Origin of the sequence: Streptomyces sp. NPDC057854, from assembly GCF_042797055.1 — a bacterium.
GTDB lineage: Bacteria > Actinomycetota > Actinomycetes > Streptomycetales > Streptomycetaceae > Streptomyces.
Map to the genome: position 1 here is coordinate 24,350 of NZ_JBHVMF010000019.1, position 25,812 is coordinate 50,161.

Genomic DNA, 25,812 nt, shown 5'->3' on the forward strand with positions numbered 1-25,812 from the left:
TATTTATAACACCCCCCCCCCACATTACTCACCTCTCTTCGCTGTGTTTCATGACTTCTTTTGATTCCTCAGGGGGGGGGGGGGGGGGGGGGGGGCGGGGGGGGGGGCCTCCTCACGTCCGGCCGGGGTCAGCGCTTGACGTCGTCGAGCTCGGTGGCGATCGGCTCGCCCTCCGGCTTCCGCTTCAGCGAGGACAGCACCAGCGTGACCGCCGCGCCGGCCACCGCCCAGGCGGACAGCACCAGCATGGAGGCGGTCATGTCGTTGCCCTTGAAGTACGCGATCGAGCGCGCCGCCCAGGTGCCCGCGCCCGGCGGCAGGGCCGGGCCGATCGCCTTCCAGAACGGCGGCAGCATCGGCGCGGGGAAGGCGCCGCCCGCGCTCGGGTTGCCGAGGACGACCACGAGCAGGATCGCCAGGCCGATGCCGACGATCCCGAAGACCGACTGGAGCGCCAGGGTGGCGGCGCCGACGGCGAAGACGACCAGGGTGCCGAGGCCCCACAGGGCGGCGACGGAGCCGGGCAGGGCGCCCAGGACCGGGCCCACGATGACCGCGCCGCCGAGACCGCCGAGGATCGAGTAGACGGCGAGGACGCCGAGGCGGATGACCGCCCGCTCGCGGTTGGCGGGGCGGGAGCCGGCGCTGATGGCGAGGATCGCGGCGCAGATGTAGCCGCCGACGCACCAGCCGACCACCAGGTAGAAGGCCGAGAGCCCGTCGAAGTCCTGCCGGGAGGCGGGGGCCACGTCGACCGTCCGCACCTCCCGCTGCTGGGCCGCCTCCACCTGGGTGAAGATCTTCTCCAGGGCGGAGGAGAGCACGGTGCCGCCGCCGGAGGCGACGAGCAGGGTGTCGGTGCGGCCCGCCGGGTCCACCACCAGGGCGCCGTCGATCTCCCGGTTCATGATCTTGTCCCGGGCCTCGTCCGCGTCGGCGACCGTCCGCGGGTCGAGCGGGTCGCCGGGCAGCTTCTCCAGCCGGTCCAGGAGCGGGGCGGCCACCTGCGGGGGCGCGGCCACGCCGAACGGCACGTCGGAGGGCTTCGGGTTGTGGAGGGCCCCGACGTACGAGGTGATGAAGAGGAGCTGGAGGGCGAAGACCCCGACGACGAGCAGGGCGGCTCGGGGGGTGACGGCGCTTTTCAGTTCGTCGACGAGACTCATGCCCCCCAGGTTCCGGGAGAGGAAGCGTTTCCGCAGGTGGGAGGGGGCCGAACGGCTGACGGGGAGGGGCCCTGCGCGGGTTATCGTACGCGCGTTCGAAATGAGCTAGGGTGGTGTGCGGGGGTGGGAACGTCTGTACGAATACCGGTGCGGGGACGCACCGCCGGAGCAGGAACGCGGGAGGTGCGCCATGACGGGCTTCACCCACCTGCACACCGCCTCGGGACACTCCCTCCGGTACGGCGCCTCCCACCCCGGCGACCTCGCCGCCCGCGCCGCCGAACGGGGCATGGACGCCCTCGCCCTCACCGACCGCGACAGCCTCGGCGGCGCCGTCCGCTTCGCCAAGGCGTGCGAGAAGCACGGCATCCGCCCGCTCTTCGGCGTCGACCTCGCCCACGAACCCCTGACCCCGGCCGGCCCCGCCGGCGGACCCACCTTCGCCCGCCGGGTCCCCGTGCGCGGCGGCGCCTTCGTCGACGAGTCCGCGCCCCGGGCCGTCTTCCTCGCCCGCTCCCGGACCGGCTGGGCCTCCCTCTGCGCCCTCGTCACCGCCGCCCACGCCCGCGCCGGGGAGGGCCGCCCCCTGCTGCCCGCCTCCGCCGACCCCGGCGAGGACCTCCTCGTCCTGCTCGGCCCCGACTCCGACGTCGGCCGCGCCCTCGCCGCCGGCCGCCCCGACCGGGCCGCCCGGCTGCTCGCCCCCTGGCGCGAGCGGTACGGCGACGCCCTCCGCCTCGCCGCCGTCGACCACGGACGCCCCGGCACCGGCCCCGGCTCCCTGCGGCTCGCCGCCCGCACCGTCGGCTTCGCCGCCGAACAGGGCGTCCCGCCCGTCCTCACCAACGCCGTCCGCTACGCCGACGCCGGCCAGGGCCCGGTCGCCGACGTCCTCGACGCCGCCCGCCGGCTCGTCCCGATCGACCCCCGCAAGGGCCTCGACAGCGGCGAGGCGTGGCTCAAGGACGCCGCCGCGATGACCGCCGCCGCCGAGCGGATCGTCCAGGCCGCCGGCTTCCGCCCCGACGCCGCCCGCCGGCTGCTCGACCGGACCGCCGAGGCCGCCGCCGCGTGCCTGGTCGACCCCGAGGACGACCTCGGCATCGGCTCCGCCCACTTCCCCGAACCGCACCTCGTCGGCGCCGCGCACCGCACCGCCCAGCGCGTCCTCGCCTCCCGGGCCGCCGCCGGCATGGTCCTCAAGGGGTACGACAAGCGGGGCGCCTACTGGGACCGGATGCACCGCGAGCTCGACATCATCGCCCACCACGGCTTCGCCAGTTACTTCCTGACGGTCGCCCAGGTCGTCGACGACGTGAAGCGGATGGGGATCCGGGTGGCCGCCCGCGGCTCCGGCGCCGGCTCCCTCGTCAACCACCTCCTCGGCATCGCCCACGCCGACCCCGTCGAGCACGGCCTGCTCATGGAGCGCTTCCTCTCCAAGCGCCGCACCGCCCTGCCCGACATCGACATCGACGTCGAGTCCGCCCGCCGCCTGGAGGTCTACCGCGCGATCATCGGCCGCTTCGGCGCCGAACGGGTCGCCACCGTCGCCATGCCCGAGACCTACCGGGTCCGCCACGCCGTCCGGGACGTCGGCGCCGCCCTCTCCCTGGACCCGGCCGAGACCGACCGGATCGCCAAGGCGTTCCCGCACATCCGCGCCCGGGACGCCCGCGCCGCCCTCGACGAACTCCCCGAACTGCGCGCGCTCGCGGGCGAACGCGAGAAGTACGGCCGCCTCTGGGAACTGGTCGAAGCCCTCGACGCCCTCCCGCGCGGCATCGCCATGCACCCCTGCGGCGTGCTCCTCTCGGACGCCTCGCTGCTCACCCGCACCCCCGTCGTGCCCACCAGCGGCGAGGGCTTCCCCATGTCCCCGTTCGACAAGGACGACGTGGAGGAGCTCGGCCTGCTCAAGCTCGACGTGCTCGGCGTGCGCATGCAGTCCGCGATGGCCCACGCCGTCGCCGAGGTCGAACGGGCCACCGGCGCCCGGCCCGACATCGACGCGGTCCCGGACGGCGACCCCGACACGTACGCCCTGATCCGCTCCACCGAGACCCTCGGCTGCTTCCAGATCGAGTCCCCCGGCCAGCGCGACCTGGTCGGCCGGCTCCAGCCCGAGACCTTCCACGACCTCGTCGTCGACATCTCGCTCTTCCGGCCCGGCCCGGTCGCCGCCGACATGGTCCGCCCCTTCATCGAGGCCCGGCACGGCCGCGCCCCCGTCCGCTACCCCCACCCCGACCTGGAGGAGTCCCTGAAGGAGACGTACGGTGTGGTCGTCTTCCACGAGCAGGTCATCGAGATCGTCCGGATCATGACCGGCTGCGACCGGGCCGAGGCCGACCAGGTGCGGCGCGGCCTCTCGCACCCCGAGTCGCAGGGCCGGATCAAGGCGTGGTTCGCCCAGCTGGCGAAGCGGCAGGGGTACGCGGACGAGGTCGTCGCCCGCACCTGGGAGATCGTCGAGGCGTTCGGCTCGTACGGCTTCTGCAAGGCGCACGCGGTGGCCTTCGCCGTGCCCACCTACCAGTCGGCCTGGCTCAAGGCCCACCACCCGGCCGCCTTCTACGCCGGGCTGCTCACCCACGACCCCGGGATGTACCCCAAGCGGCTGCTGCTCGCCGACGCCCGGCGGCGCGGGGTGCCGGTGCTGCCGCTGGACGTGAACCGGTCGGCCGTCGCCCACCGTATCGAACTGGTGTCCGACGAGCCGGCGGTGTGGGGGCTCCGGCTCGGCCTCACCGACGTCCACGGCATCAGCGAGGCCGAATCCGCCCGCATCGCGGCCGGACAGCCCTACGCCTCCCTCCTCGACTTCTGGGAACGGGCCCGCCCCGGCAAACCCGTCGCCGAACGCCTCGCCCAGGTCGGCGCCCTCGACGCCTTCGGCGCCAACCGCCGCGACCTCCTGCTGCACCTCACCGAACTCCACCGCACCCAGCGCGGCGCCGCCTCCTACGGCGGCCAGCTGCCGCTCGCCCAGGGCCGCAAGACCGCGCCCGTCGGCCTGCCGGACCTCGACGAGTCGGAGCGCCTCAGCGCCGAGCTCGGCGTCCTCGGCATGGACGCCTCCCGCCACCTCATGGGCGACCACCACGCCTTCCTCGCCGAACTCGGCGCCGTCTCCGCCGAACGGCTGCGCTCCGCACCCCACGGCCGGACCGTCCTCGTCGCCGGCGCCAAGGCCGCCACCCAGACCCCGCCCATCCGCTCCGGCAAGCGCGTCATCTTCACCACCCTCGACGACGGCACCGGCCTGGTCGACCTCGCCTTCTTCGACGACGCCCACGAGCGCTGCGCCCACACCGTCTTCCACTCCTGGCTGCTCCTGGTCAGGGGCGTGGTGCAGCGGCGCGGCCCGCGCAGCGTCAGCGTCGTCGGCACCGCCGCCTGGAACCTCGCCGACCTCGCCGGACTCCGCGCCACCGGCGGCCTGGACGCCGTGGCGGAACGGCTCGCCGAAGAGACGGCCGCCCCCGCGGAACGCGGCGACACCGGCCGCCGCATCCGCATGGCCACCGGCTACGAGATGAACCCCTGGGCCGACCTCAAACCCGCCGGCGAGGGCGCCGCCACCCCCGCGCGGAAGCTCTGGCACAGCAGCCCCGGGAGCGCCGGATGATCCTCTGCGTACGGTTCCGCCCGGAGACGCCGGAAGCGCTCTTCCCCCGGCTGATCGACCTGCTCGGCGAGTTCACCCCCGTCGTCGAGGCCGCCCCGCCCCACGAGGCGCTCGCCGACGTGCGCGGCGCGCTGCGCTACTTCGACCGCACCCCCGCCGAACTCGCCGCCGTGATCCGCGTCCGCGCCCTCGCCCTCCACGGCGCCGACTGCGTCATCGGCGCCGGACCCAACCCGATGCTGGCCCGGATGGCCGCCCGCGAGGCCCGGCCCGGCCGCACCCTGACCGTCGACGACCCGGCGGCCTTCCTGCGCGACCGCCCCGTCGCCGCCCTCGACGGCGTCGGCCGCGCCACCGCCCGCACCCTCTGCGGCTACGGGCTCGACTCGGTCGGCCGGGTCGCCGGCGCCCCGCTCGCCGTGCTCCAGCGCCTCGTCGGCGCCAAGACCGGCCGCGACTTGTGGGAACGCGCCCAGGGCATCGACCGCACCCCCGTCGTCCCGAACGCCGCCGCCCGCTCGCTGGCCGCCGAGCGCTCCTTCCCGTACGACGAGACCGACCGCGCCGCCCAGCGCCGCGCCCTGCTCTCGCTCGCCACCGAACTGGGCGCCCGGCTGCGGACCGACGCCCAGGTCTGCCGGTCCCTCGCGCTCACCGTGCGGTACGCCGACCGCAGCACCACCACCCGGAGCCGCACCCTGCCCGAACCGACCGCCCACACCGCCGCGCTCACCGCCCTCGCGTACGCGCTCCACGACTCCCTCGGCCTCCAGCGGGCCCGGGTGCGGGGCGTCGCGCTGCGCGCCGAGGGCCTGGGGCCCGCCGAACGGGCCGCGCACCAGCTCACCTTCGACCCGGCGGACGAGAAGGCGCGGCGGATCGAGGCGGTGGCCGACCGGGCCCGCGCGAAGTTCGGGCCCCGGGCGATCCTGCCGGGCTCCCTCGCGGCCTGAACGCCCGCCGTCCGAGCGCTGGCTGACGACACGCCAGTTTTTACCGACGCGTAACTTCCCAGCGGGTAACACCCGTACGTACCGTGGCCGAAGAGCATCCCCACTTGTGGTCCGGACCGCAGGGCACCCACCCCCACTCCCATGAGCCGCAAGGAGATCGCCCGATGCTGCCCTGGAAACCCCTCGCCAGAGCGCTGTCCGTCCTGCTCCTGACCGTCGCCGCCGTGCTCGCCCCCACCGCCGCCGCCCACGCCGCCGCACCGAGCCGCGGCTGGAACGACTGGACCTGCAAGCCCTCCGCCGCCCACCCCCGCCCGGTCGTCCTCGTCCACGGAACCTTCGGGAACTCCGTCGACAACTGGCTCGGCCTCGCCCCCTACCTGGTGAACCGGGGCTACTGCGTCTACTCGCTCGACTACGGGCAGCTGCCGAACGTGCCCTTCTTCCACGGCCTCGGCCCCATCGAGCGGTCCGCCGGCCAGCTCGACGCCTTCGTCGACCGGGTCCTCGCCGCCACCGGCGCCCCCGAGGCCGACCTCGTCGGCCACTCGCAGGGCGGCATGATGCCCCGCTGGTACCTCAAGTTCCTCGGCGGGGCCGAGAAGGTGAACGCGCTCGTCGGTCTCGCCCCCGACAACCACGGCACCACTCTGCTCGGCCTCACCAAGCTGCTGCCGTACTTCCCCGGCGCCGAGGACCTGCTCAAGGAGACCACCCCGGGCCTCGCCGACCAGATCGCCGGCTCCGCCTTCCTCACCCGGCTCAACGAGGGCGGCGACACCGTGCCCGGCGTCCGCTACCACGTCATCGCGACCCGGTACGACCAGGTGGTCACCCCGTACCGCTCGCAGTTCCTCTCGGGGCCGGACGTCACCAACGTCCTCCTCCAGGACAAGTGCGCCCTCGACCTCTCCGAGCACGTGGCCATCGGCACGGTGGACCGGGTCGCCTTCCACGAGGTGGCCAACGCCCTCGACCCGGCCCACGCCACCCCGACCACCTGCCTGTCGGTGATCGGCTAGGCCCGCCCGCCGCTCAGCGGGCCCGGCGCCGGGTCGTGCGGAACAGCACCGCCGCGCCGGCCGCCAGCACGCCGGCCCCGCCGAGCGCGAGGTACGGGGTGACGGAGGACCCGCCGGTCTCGGCCAGCTCCACCGACCCCCCGGCGGGGGCCGGGGCCGGGGCGGCGGACGCGGTCACCGACGGCGTCGCCGCCGCGGCGGGCTCCGTCGGCGTCGCCGCGGCCGGCTCGGCGGACGGGGCCGCGGCGGTGGCCGGGGCCGTCTCGGCGGCCGGCTCGGGCGCCGCCGCGGTGGCCCCCGCGCCGGTCGACGCGTCGTGGTCCCCGTGCCCGCCGTGCTCGACCGAGGACTCCTCCGCGCCCTCCTCGATCTGCGTGTCCGTCGGCGCGGACGCGGACGGCGCGGCACCGCCGCCGCCCGACCCGCCCTCGCCGCCGAAGACCACGTCGGAGCAGGTGTAGAACGCCTCGGGGGAGTCGGACCGCTGCCAGATCGAGTAGACCATGTGACGGCCCGACCTCTCCGGCACCGCCCCCTCGAAGACGTAGTCGCCGCCCTCCATCCGCGGGTCGGTCACCGTCAGGAACGGCTTCTCCTCCAGGTCCGCCCAGGTCAGCGGCTTCGCCGGGTCGTAGCCGTCCCGCGTCACGTACAGCGAGAAGGTGCCCTTGTGCGGCGCCGTGCCCTTGTAGCGGAAGGTGTGCTTCCCGGCCGCCAGCGGCGAGGCCGGCCAGTCCGCCCGGGCCAGGTCCAGGCCCCGGTACTTGTCGTTGCCGGCGCTGCACAGCTTCCCGTCCGGGATCAGCGCCCGGTGCCGGCCGGCGGCGGCCGCGATGTTCACCGCGTTCCAGTCGTAGAACGCCTGCGGCCCGCTCGCCGCCACCGCCGCCCGGCACGCCGCCGAGTCCGGCGACTCGGGCCCCTCCGCGTAACAGGCCGCGACCCGGCTCACCGGGTCCGTCATCGAACCGTGCGCGAAGGCGGGGGCGCCGGAGAAGGCGGCGAGGACCAGCGCGGTGCCGGCGACCGCGACCGTACGACGAGACGTCATGGGGGGACACTCCTGGGACGAGGGTGGTGTGGGGGGTGCTCCGCACGCTAGCCCCCAAGGCCGCCGAACTCGCCCCGGAACAGCGGGAGACGGCGATTCTTAGGACCGCTTTAAGGCACACGAAAGAACCACCTCAGGAACCCCGCCGAGGGCCCGGCGAGGGTCCCGCTCACCCCGCCGGGCGGTACCGCCGCTCCGGCCGGCCCGTCCCGCCGTAGCGCAGGGTCACCTCGGCGCGGCCCGTGGCGGCGAAGTGCTCCAGATAGCGCCGGGCGCTGACCCGGGACAGCGCGCCCGCCTCCGCGCACTCCGACGCCGACAGCCCCTCCGGATGGGCCCGCAGGATCCCCTCCACCAGCTCCGCCGTGTGCGCCGCCAGGCCCTTCGGCAGCTCCCGGGAGCCGCGCGGACGGGTCCCGAAGATCTGGTCCACGTCCTCCTGCCGCGCCTCGTCCAGACCGTCCAGCCGGCTGCGCAGCGCGGCCACGTGCCGCAGCTGCTCGTGCAGCGCCGCCTGGTGGAAGGGCTTGATCAGATAGTGCAGGGCGCCGGCCCGCAGCGCCGCCCGGACCATGCCCGCGTCCCGGGCCGCCGTGATGAAGAGCGCGTCCGCCGCCAGACCGGCCCCGCGCAGCTCGCGCAGCACCCCGACGCCGTCCATGTCCGGCAGGAAGATGTCGAGCAGCAGCAGATCGGGCCGCAGCCGGTGCGCGGCGCGCAGCGCCTCCGCGCCGGTGTGCGCGACACCGACGACGGAGAAGCCCGGCACGGCCGACACGTAGCGGCTGTGCAGCTTGGCCACCATGAAGTCGTCGTCGACCACCAGCACCCTCGTCACGCCGGACACGGTAGGTCGCGACCACAAGGACCACAACGTCCGTTGATTGCGGAAGAGCGACAGCTTCCTCACGCGCGGGCAACATGTGGCCCACTTCACCGTCCCGGGCCCTCCCGGGACCCACCCCCAACCACCGAGAGGCGGCCTCGTGCGTCTGCGCACCCCCTTCGCCCTGCTCGGGGCGGCGCTGCTGGTGCTCGTGGGGCCGCCGCTGCTCACCCCCGGCAGCGGCTCCGGCACCGGCACCGACATCCCCGGCCTGCGCTTCATGGTCCCCAACACCCCCGGCGGCGGCTACGACATCACCGCCCGCACGGCGGCGAAGAACGCCGAGGAGGCCGGTCTCACCGGCGACATCGAGGTCTTCAACCTGCCCGGCGCGGGCGGCACCGTCGGCCTCACCCGGCTCGTCGGCGAGCGCGGCGACGGCCGGATCGCCATGTCGATGGGGCTCGGCGTGGTCGGAGCCGTCCACACCAACAAGACCCCCCGGACCCTCGCCGACACCACCCCGATCGCCCGGCTCACCGAGGAGCAGGACATCGTCGTGGTCGCCAAGGACTCCCCGTACACGACCATCCAGGAACTCCTCGCCGCCTGGAAGAAGAACCCCGGGAAGCTGCCCGTCGGCGGCGGCTCCTCGCCCGGCGGCCCCGACCACCTCGCGCCGATGCTGATGGCCCGGGCCGCCGGCATCCCGCCCAAGGACGTCAACTACATCCCCTTCGACGGCGGCGGCGAACTCCTCGCCTCCATCCTCGGCTCCAAGGTCGCCTTCGGCGTCTCCGGCGTCGGCGAGTACCTCGACCAGATCGAGGCCGGCGAGCTGCGGCTGCTCGCCGTCACCGGCGCCGAACGGGTCCCCGGCCTCGACGCCCCCACCCTCCGGGAGGCCGGCCTCGACACCGAGTTCACCAACTGGCGCGGCATCGTCGCCCCGCCCGGCCTCACCGACGCCGAGCGGGACCGGCTCGTCGCCCTCGTGACGAAGCTGCACGCCTCGCCGCAGTGGCGGGAGTCCCTGAAGACCCACGGCTGGACCGACGCCTTCCTGCCCGGCGAGGAGTTCGGCGCCTTCCTCACCGAGCAGAACGCCCGCGTCGACACGGTGCTGAAGGAGCTCGGACTGTGACCACCCCGCTCAAGGACCGGCTCAAGGACCGCTCCGAGCTGGGCGTCAGCGCCCTGCTCCTGCTCCTCGGCGTCCTCGTCCTCACCGACGCCCTCACCCTCGACGTCGACGTCTCCGCGCGCGGCCCCGTCGGCCCCGCCACCGTCCCCCTCCTCGTCGGCTGCGGCCTCCTCGTCGTCGCCGTCCTGCTCGCCCTCGACGTCCTCCACGGCGGACGCGGCGAGGCCGAGGGCGGCGAGGACATCGACCTCGACGCCCCCGCCGACTGGCGCACCGTGCTGCTCCTCGCCGGCGTCTTCCTCGGCTTCGCCGTCCTCATCGGCCCGCTGGGCTTCCCGGTCTCCGGCGCCCTCCTCTTCTGGGGCGCGGCCTACGCCCTCGGCAGCCGCCACCTGACCCGCGACCCGCTGATCGCGGCCGTCCTCTCCCTCCTCACCTACGGCGTCTTCGACCGCCTGCTGGGCGTTCCGCTGCCCGGCGGGCCGCTGATGGGAGTGCTCTGACCCATGGAATCCCTGACCTCCCTGATGGACGGCTTCGGGACCGCCCTCACCCCGGTCAACCTGCTGTGGGCCGCCGTCGGCGTGCTCCTCGGCACCGCGATCGGCGTGCTGCCCGGCATCGGCCCCGCCATGGCCGTCGCCCTGCTGCTGCCGGTGACCTACGGCCTCGAACCGACCGGCGCGTTCATCATGTTCGCCGGCATCTACTACGGCGCCATGTTCGGTGGCTCCACCACCTCGATCCTGCTGAACACCCCCGGCGAGAGCGCGGCTGTCGTCGCCGCCATGGAAGGCCACCCGATGGCCAGGGCCGGGCGCGGCGCGCAGGCGCTGGCCGCCGCCGCGATCGGCCACTTCACCGGCGGCCTGATCGGCACGGTCCTGCTGGTCGCCCTCGCCCCGGCGGTCGCGGCCCTCGCCGTCGGCATCGGCGCCCCCGACTACTTCGCGCTGATGGTCCTCGCCTTCATCGCGGTCACCTCGGTCCTCGGCTCCTCCCGGATCCGCGGGGTCGCCTCGCTGCTCATCGGCCTCACCCTCGGCCTGGTCGGCCTCGACCAGCTCACCGGCCAGCAGCGGCTCACCTTCGGCTCGCTCCAGCTCGCCGACGGCATCGACGTCGTCATCGTCGCGGTCGGCCTCTTCGCCATCGGCGAGGCCCTGTGGGTCGCCGCCCACCTGCGCCGCACCGCCGCCCGGCCGGTCCCGGTGGGCCGCCCCTGGCTGGGCCGCGAGGACGTGCGGCGCACCTGGAAGCCGTGGCTGCGCGGCCCGTTCATCGGCTTCCCGTTCGGCGCGATCCCGGCCGGCGGCGCGGAGATCCCGACCTTCCTGTCGTACGTGACGGAGAAGCGGCTCTCGAAGCACCGGGACGAGTTCGGCAAGGGCGCCATCGAGGGCGTCGCCGGACCCGAGTCCGCCGCCTCCGCCTCCGCCGCCGGCACCCTCGTCTCCATGCTGACGCTCGGCCTGCCGACGACCGCCGTCGCCGCCGTGATGCTCGCCGCCTTCCAGCAGTACGGCATCCAGCCCGGACCGCTGCTCTTCGAGCGGGAGCCCGAGCTGGTGTGGGGCCTGATCGCCTCGCTCTTCGTCGGCATGGTCCTGCTGCTCGCGCTCAACCTGCCGCTCGCGCCCGTGTGGGCGAAGCTGCTGCGCATCCCGCGTCCGTACCTCTACGCCGGCATCCTCTTCTTCGCCGCCGTCGGCGCGTACGCGGTCGGCGGCGAGGCCCTGGACCTGGTCGTCCTGCTGGTCGTCGGTCTCCTCGGCCTCGGCATGCGCCGGTACGGCCTGCCGGTGCTGCCGGCCGTCATCGGCGTGATCCTCGGCCCGGCCGCCGAGCAGCAGCTCCGCCGCGCCCTCCAGATCAGCGACGGCTCCGTCACCGGCCTGGTGAACACCCCGTTCGCGGTGACCGTGTACGCGCTGGTGCTGCTCCTGCTCGGGTGGCCGCTGCTGCGGAAGGCGGTGACCCGGCGCCGTACCGCCGCCTGACCGGCCCGGGGCCGTACGACGGTACGACGATCGGGGTGACCTCGCGGCCAACGCGCCGATGAAGGAGTGAGTTTCGGACATTGAGCGGCCGGATCCGGTATCCCTGGCGGGCGAAGTCTCCCCCCACCTCCGAAGGGACACCCATGCGCGTCCGACTCACCCTCGCCGCCACCGCGCTCCTCGCCGCGGCCACCGCCCCCCTCGCCCACGCGGGAGGGGCGGCCGGCCCCGACGGCCTCACCGTCGACGCGGCCGGACTCCTCGGCGCCGACGGCTCGGTCACCCTCTCCGGTACCTACCGCTGCCACGACGACAGCGCCGGCCCGGTCTTCGTCAGCTCCACCCTGCACCAGCAGGACCGTTCCGCCGGCATCGGCGGCACCCGCGCCGTCTGCGACGGACTGCTCCGCACCTGGACGAACACCGCCGTCGTGACGGACCCCGCCCCCCAGCCGGGCGAGGCCCGCGTCGAGGCCACGCTGATGCAGCTCACCCCCCACGGCGACCTCGGCCTCCCGCTCCCGGTCTTCCTGGCCACGGAGGAGGCCCGCGTCACCCTCAACTAGTCGGCGACCAGGGCCCGCAGGCCCCGCCGGCCCAGCCGTTCCAGCTCGTCGAGGGCGGCCACGGCCCGCTCGGCCGCCTCCGGGTCGGAGACGGCCAGACCGCTCGCCGCGAACTCGTCCTCGTCGAGCCGGAGCACCTCGCTGCCGTCCGCCGACACCCACAGGTCCAGGTCCAGGTCCTCGACCGTCACCCCGGCCGCCCCGAACGCGGCCGGCCGGGTGATGTCGCAGTACCAGCCCTTCAGCCCGCCCCCCGCCGACCACACCTCCTTCACCGTGAACCACCGGTCGGACCAGTAGTGCTCGACGAACACGTCACCCGGCTCGAAGCGCACGAACCCGAAGTCCCGCACCCCGTCCGCCGCCCACGGCGCCCGCACCGACATCCGCGTCCCGGTCTCCGCCAGCACCTCGGCGGGATAGCGGATCTTCAGCCGCCCCGCCTTCCACAGCGCCACCTCAACCGAGCGCCCGGACATGCCGCACCTCCGTCGCCGCGACCGCGTACCCGAACCACCGGTTGACCGCCAGCATCGGACCGTTCCCCGCGTCGTTCCCGGTGAACGCCTCCGTGCAGCCCGCCGCCCGCGCCTGGTGCAGCGACGCGTTCTTCGCGAGCTTCGCCAGCCCGCGCCCCCGGAAGGCCGGGGCCGTCCCCGTCATCCCCGACGCGTACCGGCCGAACCCGTCCGTCTGCGCGGCACTGAACGCGGCCGGCACCCCGTCCACCACCGCCACCGTCGTCAGCGCCCGGTCCAGCAGCGGGTGCTCCCACGTGGTCGCCCGCCAGTGCGCGTAGTCGTCCAGCGCCGCCGCCACGTCCCCCGGCTCGTCGGCGGTCGTCGCCGCGTCCAGCTCGAAGAGCGGCCGCGGGTCCGCCGCGAACGCCTCGGCCGTCACCAGCTCCACCCCGGCCGGCGGCTGCCGGAGCGGCGGCAGCCCGGCCGTCAGGTCCAGCCGCAGGAAGTGCGCGGTACGGCTCGGCGCGTACCCCCGCCGCTCCGCGAAGCGGCGGTTCTCCGGCTCGTCCAGCACCCAGCTGTACAGCGCCGTCGCCCCCCGCTCGGCCAGGTGCTCCTCGGCCGTCCGCACCAGCAGCGCGCCCGCGCCGCTGCCCCGGCGGGCCGGGTCCACGTACACGTTGAGGCAGCCGATCCCGGGCTCGGGGGAGTCGTGGGCGAGGGAGACCTGCGCGGTGCCGATCACCTCGCCGTCGCCGGCCACCGCCACCAGCGGCCGGTCGTGGGCCTCGGGGTGGGCGTGCGCCCAGTCGAACGCCACCTGCTCGGCGGTGGCGAGCATGCAGGGAAGGGCCGCGCGCCGGACGCGGGCGAAGCCCTCGGCGTCCTCCGGCCGTACGTCACGGACGATGACAGTCATGGGCCCGCAGGCTACGGCCGGGGCCGCACCGCCGCCTCCCATTTTCCCGTGGGGGGAGGGCAGAATCGGGTGGGTGACACTGACACTCGCCGTGGACCACCAGTCCACCACCGCCCCCTACGAACAGCTGCGTGCCCAGATCTCGGAACGCGCCCGGTCGGGCCGACTGCCCGTCGGCTACAAGCTGCCGACGGTCCGGGGACTCGCGGAGCAGCTGGGGCTCGCCGCGAACACGGTCGCCAAGGCGTACAAGGCGCTGGAGTCCGACGGGGTCATCGAGACCCGGGGCCGGCACGGCACCTTCGTCGCGGCGGCCGGTGACGCCGCCAGCCGCAGGGCCGCCTCGGCCGCCGCCCAGTACGCCGAGGAGGCGTACCGCCTCGGACTCACCCGGGACGAGGCCGAGGCCGCCGTACGGGACGCGCTGAGGGCCGCGTACGACTCCGAATGACCGACCACCGAGCAGCGCCATGACACCGGACGGTCCGCCGGGAGCCCGGCCCCCGGCGGACCGCGCCGTCACAGATACAGCCCGGCGGCCGGGGTGCGCTGGTCGGGCAGGTCGGCGGGGGAGGCGCCGCGCCGCAGCGCGAACAGCTCGGCCAGGGTGGCGCCGTCGGCCGGCACCCCGTCCTCCCGGCCCAGCCACGCCACCGACTCGGCGCGGGTGAGCGGCCCGACCTCGATCCGCGCCAGGCAGCGGCCGGGGCGCACGACGGCCGGGTGGAGCCGCTCCAGGTCCTCGTTGGTGGTGAGCCCCACCAGCACGTTCCGCCCCTGGCCGAGCAGGCCGTCGGTCAGGTTCAGCAGCCGCGACAGCGCCTGGCCGGTGGCCTCCTTGGCGCCGCCCCGGATCAGCTCGTCGCAGTCCTCCAGGAGCAGCAGCCGCCACCGCTCCTTCTCGGCGCCGTCCTCCTCGCCGATGGCGATGTCCATCAGGTACCCGATGTCGTTGAAGAGCCGCTCGGGGTCGAGCACGCAGTCCACCTGGCACCACTCCTGCCAGGACCGGGCGAGGGTGCGCAGCGCGGACGTCTTCCCGGTGCCGGGCGGGCCGTGCAGCAGCAGGAGCCGCCCGGTGACGTCCTCCGGCGTCAGCTTCATCAGCCGGTCCATCGACTCGGCGACCGGCGCCGTGTAGTTGCGGCGGGCCTCCTCCCAGGTGGCCGCGCTGATCCGGCGGGTCATCCGGCGCGGGCCGCGCTGCGGCGCCAGGTACCAGAAGCCCATGGTGACGTCCTCGGGCTCCGGCTCCGGCTCGGCCTTCGCGCCGTCGGTGGCCTCGGCGAGGACCCGCGCGGCCAGCTCGGCGTCGGTCGCCGTCACGGTCACGTCGGCGCGGCGCTTCCAGCGGGAGGAGAGGATCGTCCACCCGTCGCCCTCGGCCAGCACGGAGCTGCGGTCCTCCTCCGTCGACCCCCACAGCACCCGGGCGCCGGGCGGCAGCAGCGTCGCGTCGGGCCGGACCCGCTCCAGGCTGACGCCGTGGGAGTGGGGCTGCGCCCCGGTCGCGAACCGGTCGAGGAAGAGCGCGTCCATCACGTCGCCCGGCGAGTCGCTGTCGTCGAGGTTGACCACGACCGGCAGCGGCTGCCGCGGCCCGGACGGTACGGCGGGGGAGTCTGACATGCCGCCATGATCCGCCACCGGGCCGGGCCGCGCACCGGGTTTTGCCGGGCCCTCAGATCCAGTGCCCGCGCACCGCCCCGCGCGCCCGGCGGGCGAGCGCGTACCCCTTCGTCAGGGCCCGGTCGACGGCGAAGTCCCGGGCGAGCGAAGTCCCTTCGAGGAGCCGGCCGAACTGCTCGACGGTGGTGGAGCGGCGCACGGTGACCCGTTCCAGGGCGTACGGCCCCTGGCGGCGGCGCGCGAGCGCGTTCCCGACCGCCAGCGCCTGCCCGAAACCGGCCTCCCGGACGGCGGCGCGCACCCGCCGGCTGGAGTAGCCGTACGGGTAGGCGAAGGAGTCCGGCGCGGTGCCGGTCTCCTCGCCGACGAGCTCCCGGCAGCGCAGCGCCTCGAACCGCAGCCGGCGCGCGTCGAGCTGGTCGAGTTGCGGGTGGCTGTGGCTGTGGCCGCCGATCTCGGTTCCGGCGGCGGCCAGTTCGCGCACCTGCTCCCAGCTGAGCATGGTGTCGAGGGCGCCGCCGGTGGCGTGCCGGCCGGGCAGCCAGCCGCTGGTGACGAAGACGGTGCTCGCGAAGGAGTGCCGGGCGAGCACCGGGAGGGCGTACCGGTGCACGCCCTCGTAGCCGTCGTCGAAGGTGACGAGCACGGGCCGCTCGGGCAGCGCGGCGCCGGTCCGCCAGGCGGCGGCGAGCGCGGCGGTGGTGACCGGGGTGAAACCCCGCTCGGCCACCAGCTCCATCTGCGCGGCGAACGCCCCGGGCGTCACGGACAGTCCGAGCGTCGCGGGCGCCGGATCGGGCGCGACCGCGTGGTACATGAGGATCGGCACGGGGGCGGGGGCGGTGCTCTCCGCCGGAGCCGGGCTCACGCGGCCGGCTCCTTCCGCTGCCCGGACGCCTCGTGCGGTACGGCCTCCGGCGTGATCGGGCCCCAGGAGAAGGCGGGGGAGCCGCCGCGGCGGGCGCGGAGGGTGCCGAGGGCGTAGCCGCCGGCGGCGAGCGCCACGCCGGCGACGATGGCCCCGGCGCGGCCGGCGCCGCCCGGCCGGCCGAGCAGGGCGTCCCGCAGGCCGCGCAGCACCCCGGCGGGCAGGACCCGGGTGGTGTAGCGCCGCTCGGACTCCAGGCCCTTGCCCGCGCCGACGCTCTGGGCGACGAGCGCCTTGGACAGGCCCTCGGCGTAGACGCGGGTGCGGAAGTAGGCGAAGCGCTCGCGGACGGCGGGCACCTTGTGGTGGATGACGGCCCGGTCGTCGATGAGCAGGACGGCGCCCGGCAGCGCGTTCGCGAGCCGGATGCACAGTTCGGTCTCCTCGCAGCCGAGGGGCCGCCGGTCGCCGTCGCGTCCGATGCCGGTGGCGAAGCCGCCGGCCGCGTCGAAGGCGGAGCGGCGGAAGGAGGCGTTGCCGCCGAGCACGTTGCGGACCCGCACCCGGCCGGGGGGCAGTCCGCGGTAGGTGCAGCCGACGACCCAGTCGAACTCCTCGGGGAACCAGTCGGGGCGGCGGCCGGAGGCCCAGGCGGGCAGGGTGCGCCCGCCGACGGCGACGACCGCCGGGTCGGCGTAGCCGGCGGCGAGGTGGTGGAGCCAGTCGTGCTCCGCCACGGCGTCGTCGTCGAGGAAGGCGACGACGTCGCCGCGGGCGGCGGCGATGCCGGTGTTGCGGCCGGCGGAGAGGCCGCGGGGGCCCGCGTTGGCGAGCACCCGCACCTCCCCGGCGTGGCGCGCGTCCGCGAACTCCTCGGTGAGCCGGTCCAGCAGCCGCTCGTTGTGGTCGACGACGAGCAGGGTCTCCAGCGGGGCCAGCGACTGCTTCCGGACGGAGGCGACGGCGGCGAGGATGTCGCCCCACCGCTCCTCCGTGTAGACGCAGATCACCACCGAGAAGCGGGGCGGGGCCGGGCGGTCGTTCAAGACGTCTCTCCCCGGGGGACGTTGACCGAGAACGCGGCGGGCCGGCGGAGCGCCCGGGCGGCCTTGGGGACCCGCTTCTCGCGGAGGATCACCTTGAGGACCCGGATGCCGTCGCGGACCGCGTTGAGGTTGCTGACGCCGTGGATCCGCAGGTACTCGTGGCTCGGGACCTCCTGCACCTTCAGGCCGGCCTTGACGACCCGGATGTTGATGAGGGTCTCGATCTCGAAGCCGGTGCAGTCGAGGGTGATCTTGTCGAGGCAGTGGCGCCAGAAGGCGTTGTAGCCGTAGCAAAGGTCGGTGTAGCGGGCGCCGAACTTCCGGTTGACGAGGGCGCACAGGGCCCAGTTGCCGAGGCGGCGGATGCCGGTCATGTCGTCGGTGCCGCCGCCGTTGGCGAAGCGGGAGCCCTTGGCGAAGTCGGCGCCGCCGACGAGGGCGGAGACGTACGAGACGATCTCCTGCCCGTCGGCCGAGCCGTCGGCGTCGACCATGACGATGATGTCGCCGGTGCAGGCGGCGAAGCCGCTGATCAGGGCGTCGCCCTTGCCCTTGCCGACCTGCTTGACGACCTTCACGTCGGGTCGCAGCCGGCGGGCCACCTCGACGGTGTCGTCGGTGGAATTTCCGTCGACGAGGACGACTTCGTGAATCCATTCCGGCAGGGACTGGAACACGTACGGAAGATTTTCCGCCTCATTCATCGCGGGAATGACGACGCTCACCGGCGGAGTGATCGCCAGGTGGGACGTGATGGCCCGGTACTGGGCCGCTATTCGACTCGGCTCGGTGAATTCTTGGCCCGTGACGGCCGGGCGCAGGAACGAGCTCATGGTCGGTTTCCCTCTCGTCCGGTGGGCCGCCCACCCCTGGGGCGGCCCGGTCGTGTGTCCGGTTCGAAAGGGGGGTTCTCGCCGCTCTCCGCAGGGCATGGATGTCCTTGCGGGAACGCCGAGTTGGCATGACAGGCCGCGCGGTACCCGCGACCCGGAGCGCATGGACGCGCACCGGGCACGGCACCCCCCTACCGCGCCCCGCCCCGGTGCCGCCGTGCCTGCGGCGCTCTCCCCTGAGCGCCTTGCCGGTGAACCGATGCGGGTGAGATGTACGACGGTATTGATGAATGGGACTGTATGGCAAGTCCCGCTTGTACGGCCCGGTTTCTGGCACTTTGGCGAACGATCGACGCCTGAAAGTACCGTCCAGTCGATCGGATTTGATCAATCCGTTTTCGTTGTGGGAACACTGGGGAAGCGTCGTACTCCTGTGCACGGTCGGGCGCTGGGGTCGCGATCCCGTTCGACCAGAAAGCGGGACAGGAACTTCCGGTTCCTCGGGTGGCCGAAAAGGGCCGCTGGATGAGGCAGCTTCACCGGCTTCCCGGCGGCAACTTTGACATGAACACTTCCGGTGCGGTCGATCCGATGCTACTTCCTGGTAGCGCAGAGATCCTGCCTCAGGGAGGTTCCATGAAACTGTCGCGCATCGCGGCCTTCGCGTCCTCGCTCCTGCTCGGTTCCGTCCTCGCCCTGACCGGCGCGGGTGCCGCGCAGGCCGCCGAGAGCGCCGCCCTCGACTACGTGGCGCTCGGCGACTCGTACTCCTCCGGCGTCGGCGCCGGCAGCTACGACAGCGCCAGCGGCGACTGCAAGCGCTCCACCAAGGCGTACCCCCGCCTCTGGGCCAACGCCAACGCCCCCTCCTCCTTCGCCTTCACCGCCTGCTCCGGCGCCGTCACCACCGACGTCACCACCAAGCAGCTCGCCCCGCTCTCCTCCGCCACCGACCTCGTCTCCCTCACCGTGGGCGGCAACGACGCCGGCTTCGCCGACGTCATGACGACCTGTGTACTGCAGTCGGAGAGCACCTGCGTCAACCGGGTGAACCAGGCCAAGGCGTACGTGGACTCGACCCTCCCCGCCCGCCTCGACGCGACGTACAACGCCATTCGCGCCAAGGCCCCCGCCGCCCGCGTCGTCGTCCTCGGCTACCCGCGCTTCTACCAGCTCAACGGCAGCTGCGTGGCCGGCCTCAGCGAGACCGAGCGCTCCGCCATCAACGGCGCCGCCGACCACCTCAACGCCGCCATCGCCAAGCGCGCCGCCGACCACGGCTTCGCCTACGCCAGCGTCGTCCCGGCCTTCACCGGCCACGAGATCTGCTCGTCCTCCAGCTGGCTGCACAGCGTCAACTGGCTGAACATCGGCGAGTCCTACCACCCCACCGCCGCCGGCCAGTCGGGCGGCTACCTGCCCACCTTCAGGAACGCGGCGTAGCGGCGGCTCCCCCGTCCGCCGCACCCGCGGCGCCGGGAACGGCGGGAGCGGTGCCCGACACCCCGCCCCCGCCCGGACCGGCGCCCCGGTCGCCGTCCCTGACGGCCTGCCAGACCAGCGCCGCCACGATGACCAGCAGCCCGGCGACCCCGGCCGCGATCACCGCCCGCCGGCCGGGCCCCCGCCGACGCGCACCGGCGCCCGCGCGCTCCTCCGCGCGCGCCCCGCGCACACCACCCCGTCCCTCGTGCTCCCGATCCTCCGGGCGTGCGACCCCGCGCTCCGGCTCCCCGTCCGCCCGCACGTCCCCGCGCGGGCGCTCCCCGGCCCCCGCCACCCGCTCCAGCTCCCGTACGGCCCCGGCGCGCACCCCCGCGTCCGGGTCCGCGAGCCCCGCGGCCACCGGCGCCAGCGGCCCCGAGTCCGGATCGGCGACCATGCCGGACAGCAGCGCGCCCAGCGACCGCGCGTCCTCGGCGGGGCCCGGCGGCGGCGCGTCCGGCGCGGCGTCCCGCGCCGAAGTCCCCGTGGCCACGCCGGTCACGACCACCCGCCCGTCGTTCGCCAGCAGCACCCGGTCCGGGCCCAGTGCGCGGTAGGGGACGCCGGCCTCCCGGGCCGCCCGCAGCGCCGCCAGCACCCCGAGCGCCACCCGCGCGGCCTCCCGGTCCGGCAGCGGCCCGTCCGCCTCCAGGGTCTCCGCCAGCGTCAGCCCCCGGACCAGCTCCATCACGATCCAGGGCCGGCCGTGCTCCACGGCCACGTCGTACACCTCGGCCACACCGGGGCCCTCGATCGCCCGCGCGGCCCGCGCCTCGCGCTCCACGCGCGCGTACAGCAGCCGTTCCGCCTCCTCCGGCGTCCCCGGCGGGGCGTGCACCTCCTTGACCGCCACCTCGCGGCCGAGCGCCTCGTCCCGGGCGCGCCAGACGATCCCCGCCGTGCCCTCCGCGAGGGCGTCGAGCAGCCGGTAACGGCCCGCGATCAGCGTCATGGGCCCACGGTAGCCGCGCCCCCGCCGGGTGGCGACCCACCCGGACGGCCCCCGGTGGCGTAGATCACACCGGGTGACGGGCGGGCGTGCGGCCGGCCGGGGCCCGGGAGGGTTCGTGACGGTTCGGCAGGTGTTCGAATGCTGTCCAACTCGACCTGGAATCAGATGGATTCGGAGAGTGACCGGCAACCCCCGTACGAGTGCCGTGAATCCCGTCGGCGGGATACACGCGTGTCACTGTGGGGCGATAGGGTTAACCTGCCCGGGCCGAGTGCCCTCGTACGGGTGGGGAGTGACATGGAACAGATAACGATGCGGAGCAGGCCGCGTGTGCCTGCCATCACCTGCGGGAGCAGCGCGACCAGTTCGCGCCTCGACCGCCATCTCGCGGTGCTCGGCGGTCCCGCCGTGCCCCAGCGCGAGGTGGCCGAGGCGACCCTGCTGATGCGGGAGCTGACGACCCGTCGCCACGAGGCGCCGGTCCAGAGCCCGCACGTCGGCCGGACGCGGGTCTCGCTCTTCGCCCCGCTCCGCCGTCTGCGCCGCACCCTGTTCGGCGCCCACCACTAGTCTCAGCCGCCCACCCGCACGCCGAGAGCGCCGGACGCGTCCCCGCCCGTCCGGCGCTTCGTCGTACCCGCGGCCGGCCGCGTCCGGGCGCCGCACCGCCTCCCCGGCCGGCTCAGCGGCGCCCGTACCGGCGGACGGCGAGCGGCGCGAGGACCGCGATCAGGCCGAGGGACCACAGCAGCGTGCCCGCCACCGGGTGGGCGACCGGCCAGGCGGCGCCCTCCGGCACGGGGGCGTTGCCGAAGAGGACGCGCAGGGCGGTCGTGACGGCAGAGACCGGGTTCCACTCGGCGAGGGTCCGCAGCCAGCCGGGCATCCCGTCGGTCGGGAGGTACGCGTTCGAGAGCAGCGGCAGCATGAAGGTCGCGCTGCCGAGCTGGCCCGCCGCCTCCTCGCTCTTCGAGGCGAGGCCCAGCAGGATCCCCGCCCAGGTGGCGGCCGAGCGGAAGAGCAGCAGCAGGCCGAAGGCGGCGAGGGCGTCGAGCGCGCCGCCCTCGATCCGCCAGCCCATGGCGAGCCCCGCCAGGACCAGCGGGACCGTGCCGACGGCGCAGACCAGGAGGTCGGCGACGGCCTGGGCGAGCGGCACGGCGGCCCGTCGGACCGGGAGCGTCAGGAACCGGTCGGTGACGCCCCGGTGGGTGTCCTGCGCGGCCTGGAACATGCCGGTCATCAGCCCTCCGGCGGCGGTCGCCACCAGCAGGCCCGGCACGAGCTGGGAGCGGTACTCGGCGCCGGGCATGGCGAGGGCGCCGGCGAGGACGTACCCGAAGAAGAGCAGGAAGACGACGGGCGTCGTCTGGGTCATCACGGTGATCGCCGGGGCGTGCCGGATCCGCCGCAGGTTGCGGCCGACCAGAGCGGCCCCTTCGAGGGCGAGGGCGTTCACGCGGCGGTCTCCTTCCGTCCGGTGAGGCGCAGGAACACCTCGTCGAGGGTGGGCGGACGCAGCGAGGCGTCGGCGATGCGGACGCCGGCCGCGTCGATCTCGCGGACCAGCCGGGGGAGGGTGAGGGCGGGGTCGGTGGTGAGCGCGGCGACCGTGCGGCGCTCGGCGTCCAGGACCGGCGCCGAGCCGGTCAGCCGGTCGAGGACCGCCGCGGCGGGTTCCAGTGGTCCCGGCCCGGCGAGGACCACCTCGGCCAGGCTGCCGACGAGCGCCTTGAGCTCGGCGGGGGTGCCGCGGTGGGCGGCCCGGCCGTCCTCGACGAGCACGATGTCGTCGGCGAGCCGGTCCGCCTCCTCCAGGTACTGGGTGGTGAGCACCACGGTGGTGCCCCGCGCGGCGAGCTCGCGGACGGTGTCCCAGATCGCGCCCCGGCTGCGCGGGTCGAGCCCGGTGGTCGGCTCGTCGAGGAAGAGGACGGCGGGGCGGGCCAGCAGGCTCGCCGCGAGGTCGAGGCGGCGCCGCATGCCGCCGGAGTAGGTGCGGACGAGCCGGTCGGCGGCCCCGGCGAGCCCGGACTCCTCCAGGAGCTCGTCGGCGCGGGCGCGCGGGAGCCGCAGCAGCCGGGCGAAGAGGCGCAGGTTCTCCGCGCCGGTGAGGTCGCCGTCGACGGAGGCGTACTGGCCGGTGACGGCGATCCGCCGCCGTACTCCCGCCGGGTCGCGGACCAGGTCGTGGCCGGCGACGCGGGCGCTGCCGGCGTCGGGGGCGAGGAGCGTGGTGAGGATCCGGACGGCGGTGGTCTTGCCGGCGCCGTTGGGGCCGAGCAGGCCGCAGACCGTGCCCTCGGGGACCGCGAGGTCGAGCCCGCGCAGCGCGCGGACCTCGCCGTACCGCTTCTCCAGACCCTCACTCAGTACAGCGTACGTAGTTGTCATGGCGTGACCGTACCGCACTACGTACGGCGTACGTAACTACGATGGAGGGCGAGGTGATGAGATGGCGGGCCGAGCGGCCGAACCCGAAGTGATCTGGACGCGCCCCGAGCGCGCGGGCCGCGGCCCCAAACCTGCCTTCAGCAGGCAGGACGTGGTCGACGCCGCCGTCCGCCTCGCCGACGCCGACGGCATCGACGCCCTCTCCATGCGGCGGATCGCCGCCGAGCTCGGCTGCGGCACGATGTCGCTGTACAACTACGTCCCCCGCAAGGAGGACCTGTACGAGCTGATGGTCGACGCGGTGAGCGCCGAGTACGTGTTCCCCGAGCGGCCCAGCGGCGACTGGCGCGCCGACATGACCGGCCTCGCCCACCAGACCCGCGCGATCATGTACCGGCACCCCTGGCTCACCCGGGTCATGACCACCGCCTACGGCTTCAGTCCGAACGCCCTGCGGTACCTGGAGTGGTGCCTCGGCTGCCTCGCGCCGCTCGACCAGCCCGCCGGCCTCAAGATGCAGCTCATCGCGATGGTCAACGGCACCGTCATGGCGACCGTCCGCAACGAGCAGGCCATCGCCGAACGCGCCCGCGGCCTGCCCTGGTCCGAGGCGGAGGAACAGGCCGTGCGCGGCGCCTACCTCATGAGCCAGGTCGCGACCGGCCGGTACCCGCACCTCGCCGCGCTCCTCGCCGAGCCGGCCGCCCCCGCCGACCCGGACGAGATCTTCGCGACGACCATCGCCCGGCTCCTCGACTCCTTCGACCCCAGCGGGGCCGGGCGACCCGGGGGAGGGGCCGGAGGCGCCGTCACAGGAGCATGAACTGGCCTTCCGGGCCCTCCTCCTGGTGGTCGAGCACCGACGCCGGGCGGCGCGCCCGGTCCGGCACCGGCAGCACCCCCGCCGCCCGCAGCGCCGTACGGCCCGGACCGCCCCCCGCCGTGAACGGGGCGCGCTCCGCCTCCCGTTCGCCGAGCAGCGCCAGTACGGTGATCAGTTCGAGCAGCTCCGAGGTCCACTCCTGCGGCCAGGCCGCCGGGCCGATCGCCTCCAGCGACCCCGGCTCGGCCGGCGCGGTCCTGCGGGCGAACCACCGCTCCAGCACCCGCACCCCGCCGACCCGGTACTCCCACGCCGCCTCCGGCACCGGCGAGATCCGGCCCTCGCCGACGCCCAGCACCTCTTCGCCGGAGTCGTACGCCAGCACCTCCGGGCGCGCCGGGACCGCCGCCCGCACATAGGGCCGGCGCCCGCCCGGCAGCCGGGGCCGGGTCCCGCTCAGCGCACCCCGCGTCTGGACGTCCAGCAGCTCCCGCCCGAGCGCCACCCCCGCCGCCCACCGCTCCGGATCCGCCGGCAGCGGCACCCGGCAGCCGGCCGGCGAGGGCACCGCCGCCGCGACCGTCCACGCCAGCCACGCGACCGGGTCCACCGGCCCGAACCGCTCCCGCAGGTGCCCGAGCAGCCCCGGCGCCAGGTTCGGCTCCACGCCGCCGGGCCGCCGGAAGAGCGGACGGATCCGCCCCGGACGGCCCGCCGGCGACCGCCCCTCCGGCAGCGCGCCCGTCACCACCAGCGGCGGCCCGGCCGCCCCCGGCACGTACCCCTGCTCCACCACGAAGAGCTGCGGCGCGCCCGCCACCCGCCACAGTTCGGGGCGGGCGGCGTCGATCAGCCGGTGGTCGGGGAGCAACCACTCCTCGTCGAAGGGCTCGGCCAGCACCCGCACCGGCTCGGGGCAGGGCCCGGTCTCGCGGGCGAAGCGCCCCGTCCCGGTCCGCTGCCCCGGCAGCGCCGCCACCGCCGTGCCCGTCGTCCGGGCCCGGGACGGCCGGAACAGCGCCTCCCGCTCCCCGCCCTCCGCCGCGACCAGCCGGTCCCACCGGCCCCGCAGCGTCCGCACGTCGGGCGCCGTGATCCACGCCCGCCCGAACCGCAGCGGCGCCACCGACCAGGGCATCAGCTCGTCGAGCAGCGGAGCGTCGTCGTCCACCGGAAATCCCTGCCGCCGTGAAGCCTGAGTCACGCCCCGCATGCTAACGAGCGCGGAACGGAGGCGTCAGTGCGCCCGGACCGCCGCCGCTTCCCTGGGGCCCGGACCGCCGCCGGGTCAGTGCGCCTCGACCGTCACCGTGAAGGAGAAGCGGTCGCCGCGGTAGCGGATGCGGGCCACGTCGACGACCCGGCCGTCCTCGGCGTAGGTGACGCCGGTGTAGTGGAGGATCGGGGAGAGCAGCGGGACCTGGAGCAGCTCCGCCGTCTCCGGGTCGGCGAGGCGTGCCTCGACCGTGTCGGTGATCCGGCTGATCCGCACCCCGACGACGTCCCGGAGCACCTTCGTCATCGGCCAGCGCTCCAGGTCCGCCGGGTCGATGGCGGCGGCGAACTCCGGCCGGACCGCGTTCTCCGCCCAGTTCGTCGGCTCCCCGCTCTCGCCGTCGCGGCGCAGCCGCCGGTAGGCGGCGACCTCGGCCAGGTCCGGGAAGTGCTCGGCGAGTTCGCCGGGCACCGGCTCCGGGCCGTGGCCGAGGACCGTCGTCCGCTCGCCGGACTGCTGGGCCACGATCGCGTCGATCGAGCCGAGCAGCCGGCGCGGGCTGGAGCGCCGGGCGCCCGGCTCGATGAACGTGCCGCGCCGCCGGTGCCGGCTGATCAGCCCCTCCTCCTCCAGCTCCTTCAGCGCCTGCCGCATCGTCAGCACGCTGACGCCGTAGTGCGCGGCCAGCTGCTCCTCCGTGGGCAGCCGCAGCGAGGCGTCGGGCGTGCGGCCCAGTATGGAGGCGCGCAGGGACTGCGAGACCTGGTACCACAGCGGGAGCTTGCGGTTCAGGACCAGCGAGTCGGGGGCGAAGGCGGTCACGGCGT

At 74.9% G+C, this 25,812-nt stretch carries 25 protein-coding genes; 11 read left to right on the plus strand and 14 right to left on the minus strand.

Going from position 1 to position 25,812, the window contains the following annotated elements; translation table 11 throughout:
* Positions 1–128 precede the first annotated feature (128 nt).
* The gene (locus ACFVQZ_RS25350) at positions 129–1,166 is read right to left on the minus strand and encodes a DUF3533 domain-containing protein (RefSeq protein WP_383626310.1); all 1,038 of its coding nucleotides are present in this window, start codon (positions 1,164–1,166) and stop codon (positions 129–131) included.
* Between the two features lie 190 nt (positions 1,167–1,356).
* Between ACFVQZ_RS25350 and ACFVQZ_RS25355 the strand changes: the two genes are divergently transcribed.
* The 3 genes from ACFVQZ_RS25355 (at position 1,357) to ACFVQZ_RS25365 (ending at position 6,772) form a co-directional block, all read left to right on the plus strand.
* Positions 1,357–4,797 carry a DNA polymerase III subunit alpha gene (locus tag ACFVQZ_RS25355; protein ID WP_383626313.1) on the plus strand — a complete coding sequence of 1,147 codons (3,441 nt, stop codon included), beginning with the start codon at positions 1,357–1,359 and terminating at the stop codon, positions 4,795–4,797.
* Positions 4,794–5,750: a hypothetical protein gene (locus ACFVQZ_RS25360; RefSeq protein ID WP_383626316.1), complete on the plus strand. Its 957-nt coding sequence runs from the start codon at positions 4,794–4,796 to the stop codon at positions 5,748–5,750. The genes ACFVQZ_RS25355 and ACFVQZ_RS25360 overlap by 4 nt, the downstream gene beginning before the upstream one ends.
* A 164-nt stretch (positions 5,751–5,914) precedes the next feature.
* Positions 5,915–6,772, plus strand: coding sequence for an alpha/beta fold hydrolase (locus ACFVQZ_RS25365; RefSeq protein ID WP_030494489.1), 858 nt, complete (start codon positions 5,915–5,917; stop codon positions 6,770–6,772).
* A gap of 13 nt (positions 6,773–6,785) precedes the next feature.
* On the opposite strand, the gene ACFVQZ_RS25370 is transcribed toward ACFVQZ_RS25365, so the two are convergent.
* On the minus strand, positions 6,786–7,823 hold the full coding sequence (locus ACFVQZ_RS25370; RefSeq protein WP_383626319.1) for a lytic polysaccharide monooxygenase: 1,038 nt from the start codon (positions 7,821–7,823) through the stop codon (positions 6,786–6,788).
* A 169-nt stretch (positions 7,824–7,992) separates the two neighbouring features.
* Complete coding sequence (locus ACFVQZ_RS25375; RefSeq protein WP_030494487.1) at positions 7,993–8,661, minus strand: response regulator; 669 nt, start codon at positions 8,659–8,661, stop codon at positions 7,993–7,995.
* A 148-nt stretch (positions 8,662–8,809) separates the two neighbouring features.
* Here ACFVQZ_RS25375 and ACFVQZ_RS25380 point away from each other — a divergent pair, with 148 nt between their 5' ends.
* The 4 genes from ACFVQZ_RS25380 (at position 8,810) to ACFVQZ_RS25395 (ending at position 12,359) form a co-directional block, all read left to right on the plus strand.
* Positions 8,810–9,793, plus strand: coding sequence for a Bug family tripartite tricarboxylate transporter substrate binding protein (locus ACFVQZ_RS25380; protein WP_383626322.1), 984 nt, complete (start codon positions 8,810–8,812; stop codon positions 9,791–9,793).
* Positions 9,790–10,296: a tripartite tricarboxylate transporter TctB family protein gene (locus ACFVQZ_RS25385; protein ID WP_383626324.1), complete on the plus strand. Its 507-nt coding sequence runs from the start codon at positions 9,790–9,792 to the stop codon at positions 10,294–10,296. Before ACFVQZ_RS25380 ends, ACFVQZ_RS25385 begins: the two co-directional genes overlap by 4 nt.
* A 3-nt stretch (positions 10,297–10,299) precedes the next feature.
* Complete coding sequence (locus ACFVQZ_RS25390; protein WP_383626327.1) at positions 10,300–11,793, plus strand: tripartite tricarboxylate transporter permease; 1,494 nt, start codon at positions 10,300–10,302, stop codon at positions 11,791–11,793.
* 143 nt (positions 11,794–11,936) lie between these two features.
* On the plus strand, positions 11,937–12,359 hold the full coding sequence (locus ACFVQZ_RS25395; RefSeq protein WP_383626330.1) for a DUF6299 family protein: 423 nt from the start codon (positions 11,937–11,939) through the stop codon (positions 12,357–12,359).
* Here the strand turns inward: ACFVQZ_RS25395 and ACFVQZ_RS25400 are convergent.
* Together ACFVQZ_RS25400 and ACFVQZ_RS25405 are read right to left on the minus strand one after the other, a co-directional pair.
* Positions 12,356–12,838, minus strand: coding sequence for a DUF402 domain-containing protein (locus tag ACFVQZ_RS25400; RefSeq protein WP_383626333.1), 483 nt, complete (start codon positions 12,836–12,838; stop codon positions 12,356–12,358). The genes ACFVQZ_RS25395 and ACFVQZ_RS25400 overlap by 4 nt on opposite strands.
* Positions 12,819–13,739 (minus strand): GNAT family N-acetyltransferase, encoded by a 921-nt coding sequence (locus tag ACFVQZ_RS25405; protein WP_383626336.1) that lies wholly within the window; start codon positions 13,737–13,739, stop codon positions 12,819–12,821. The genes ACFVQZ_RS25400 and ACFVQZ_RS25405 overlap by 20 nt, the downstream gene beginning before the upstream one ends.
* A gap of 73 nt (positions 13,740–13,812) precedes the next feature.
* Here ACFVQZ_RS25405 and ACFVQZ_RS25410 point away from each other — a divergent pair, with 73 nt between their 5' ends.
* Positions 13,813–14,190: a GntR family transcriptional regulator gene (locus ACFVQZ_RS25410; RefSeq protein WP_030494480.1), complete on the plus strand. Its 378-nt coding sequence runs from the start codon at positions 13,813–13,815 to the stop codon at positions 14,188–14,190.
* 68 nt (positions 14,191–14,258) lie between these two features.
* Here the strand turns inward: ACFVQZ_RS25410 and ACFVQZ_RS25415 are convergent, their stop codons facing one another.
* The 4 genes from ACFVQZ_RS25415 to ACFVQZ_RS25430 are packed head-to-tail and all read right to left on the minus strand — an operon-like array spanning position 14,259 to position 18,115.
* Positions 14,259–15,368: a DUF5925 domain-containing protein gene (locus ACFVQZ_RS25415; RefSeq protein ID WP_030494479.1), complete on the minus strand. Its 1,110-nt coding sequence runs from the start codon at positions 15,366–15,368 to the stop codon at positions 14,259–14,261.
* Positions 15,369–15,420: 52 nt separating this feature from the next.
* Positions 15,421–16,185: a polysaccharide deacetylase family protein gene (locus ACFVQZ_RS25420; protein ID WP_030494552.1), complete on the minus strand. Its 765-nt coding sequence runs from the start codon at positions 16,183–16,185 to the stop codon at positions 15,421–15,423.
* A gap of 47 nt (positions 16,186–16,232) precedes the next feature.
* On the minus strand, positions 16,233–17,282 hold the full coding sequence (locus ACFVQZ_RS25425) for a glycosyltransferase family 2 protein (RefSeq protein ID WP_383626339.1): 1,050 nt from the start codon (positions 17,280–17,282) through the stop codon (positions 16,233–16,235).
* The gene (locus ACFVQZ_RS25430) at positions 17,279–18,115 is read right to left on the minus strand and encodes a glycosyltransferase family 2 protein (protein ID WP_030494477.1); all 837 of its coding nucleotides are present in this window, start codon (positions 18,113–18,115) and stop codon (positions 17,279–17,281) included. Before ACFVQZ_RS25430 ends, ACFVQZ_RS25425 begins: the two co-directional genes overlap by 4 nt.
* A gap of 636 nt (positions 18,116–18,751) precedes the next feature.
* Between ACFVQZ_RS25430 and ACFVQZ_RS25435 the strand changes: the two genes are divergently transcribed.
* The gene (locus ACFVQZ_RS25435; protein ID WP_030494476.1) at positions 18,752–19,558 is read left to right on the plus strand and encodes an SGNH/GDSL hydrolase family protein; all 807 of its coding nucleotides are present in this window, start codon (positions 18,752–18,754) and stop codon (positions 19,556–19,558) included.
* Here the strand turns inward: ACFVQZ_RS25435 and ACFVQZ_RS25440 are convergent.
* A complete protein-coding gene (locus ACFVQZ_RS25440) occupies positions 19,542–20,552 on the minus strand; it encodes a protein kinase (protein WP_030494475.1) in 1,011 nt (336 codons plus the stop codon). The genes ACFVQZ_RS25435 and ACFVQZ_RS25440 overlap by 17 nt on opposite strands.
* A gap of 297 nt (positions 20,553–20,849) precedes the next feature.
* On the opposite strand from ACFVQZ_RS25440, the gene ACFVQZ_RS25445 reads away from it, so the two are divergent.
* On the plus strand, positions 20,850–21,122 hold the full coding sequence (locus ACFVQZ_RS25445; RefSeq protein ID WP_081959004.1) for a hypothetical protein: 273 nt from the start codon (positions 20,850–20,852) through the stop codon (positions 21,120–21,122).
* A gap of 112 nt (positions 21,123–21,234) precedes the next feature.
* On the opposite strand, the gene ACFVQZ_RS25450 is transcribed toward ACFVQZ_RS25445, so the two are convergent.
* Positions 21,235–22,011, minus strand: a complete 777-nt coding sequence (locus ACFVQZ_RS25450; RefSeq protein ID WP_030494473.1) for an ABC transporter permease — start codon at positions 22,009–22,011, stop codon at positions 21,235–21,237.
* Positions 22,008–22,946, minus strand: coding sequence for an ATP-binding cassette domain-containing protein (locus tag ACFVQZ_RS25455; protein ID WP_383626345.1), 939 nt, complete (start codon positions 22,944–22,946; stop codon positions 22,008–22,010). The genes ACFVQZ_RS25450 and ACFVQZ_RS25455 overlap by 4 nt, the downstream gene beginning before the upstream one ends.
* A 61-nt stretch (positions 22,947–23,007) precedes the next feature.
* On the opposite strand from ACFVQZ_RS25455, the gene ACFVQZ_RS25460 reads away from it, so the two are divergent.
* Complete coding sequence (locus ACFVQZ_RS25460) at positions 23,008–23,769, plus strand: TetR/AcrR family transcriptional regulator (protein WP_383626348.1); 762 nt, start codon at positions 23,008–23,010, stop codon at positions 23,767–23,769.
* Here ACFVQZ_RS25460 and ACFVQZ_RS25465 read toward each other — a convergent pair.
* Both ACFVQZ_RS25465 and ACFVQZ_RS25470 read right to left on the minus strand, forming a co-directional pair.
* Positions 23,756–24,982, minus strand: coding sequence for a type ISP restriction/modification enzyme (locus tag ACFVQZ_RS25465; RefSeq protein ID WP_051787756.1), 1,227 nt, complete (start codon positions 24,980–24,982; stop codon positions 23,756–23,758). The genes ACFVQZ_RS25460 and ACFVQZ_RS25465 overlap by 14 nt on opposite strands.
* Positions 24,983–25,057: 75 nt before the next feature.
* Positions 25,058–25,807 carry a GntR family transcriptional regulator gene (locus ACFVQZ_RS25470; protein WP_030494469.1) on the minus strand — a complete coding sequence of 250 codons (750 nt, stop codon included), beginning with the start codon at positions 25,805–25,807 and terminating at the stop codon, positions 25,058–25,060.
* Positions 25,808–25,812: the final 5 nt, after the last annotated feature.